We start from the raw sequence: 1069 nt of genomic DNA on the forward strand, positions 1-1069 counted from the left end.
CGCCTTTGGTGGTGTCGACGTGGAAGTCGTCGGCGGTGAAGCCGCCGGGGACGGCGGGCTTCAGTGGCGCGGGTTTGATCACGAGGGTGTGGCCGTCGGTTTCGAGGGATTCGTGCAGGTCGCCGGTGCCGTAGGCGGTGTCGCCGAGGACGGTCAGGTCCTCGCTCTCGTCGGCGAGGAGGACCTCGGCGACGGCGGCCTCGTGGTTCTCCTTGCCGCTGCCCCGGGTGAGCTCGACCTCGGTGAGCAGGCCGGTCTCGGGTTCGAAAGCGCCATGGGCGCGGAAGCCGTCCTGGTGGCGGGTTCGGTTCTTGTGGATGTGCCGGGCCTCCGGGTCGACGGTTGACACGACCCGGTCGTAGACGGTGCGACGGGCGATGCGCCAGCGTCCCTCGCGCCCGTCGCAGCCATCGGCGACCTCCACGTCCTGCCCGGCGACCAGGGCCAGCAGCCCGACCGCGTCGGCGGCCTTCTCGTCCAGCTGCCGTTCGGGCAGGCGGCCCAGCAGGTTGAGCGCGTCGCGGACCAGGGCGTCGACCAGGTCGGCGCGGGCCTGCTCGTCGTTCCAGGCGATGCGGGGCTTGCCCGGGTCGGTGTAGTCGTGGGCGGTGCACCAGGTGGCGGCGGTCTTCTCACCGCCGGGCACGTCGCGGATCACCCGGCGGATCGCGGCGACGAGCTGGGTGACGGTGTCCTGGGTGGCCACCGCGTCGTCCAGCACGGTGGAATCCAGCGCCCGGCGCTGCTTGCCCTTGAGGACGCCAGTGGCCGCCACGACCTCCTTGACCTTGGTGAACAGCCGGTTCGGATCGCTGGAGCGCTGCAGGCGCCGGCGGAAGTAGGTCAGCAGTGACGGGTCGAACGCGGTGTCGTTGAGGCCCAGCCCGCAGGCGGCCTTCCACCGCAGGTCGCAGCGCAGTTCCTGGACTGTCTCGAAGTCCGACAGCCCGTGCAGGCTCTGCAGCACGATCGTGGCGGCCAGGACCTGCGGCGGCATGCTCGGCCGCCCGTTCGTCGACGGGTACATGTCTGCGAACATCGACCCCGGGAATAGCGTCTCCCGGTGCTC

At 71.0% G+C, this 1069-nt stretch carries 1 protein-coding gene; it reads right to left on the bottom strand.

What is annotated here, in order from left to right; genetic code table 11:
- A partial coding sequence (locus AC0B61_RS37220) for a transposase (protein ID WP_471746972.1) occupies positions 1 to 1069 on the bottom strand: 1069 nt, incomplete at both ends.

The sequence above is a fragment of the Kitasatospora sp. NPDC023385 genome (genome assembly GCF_055664045.1).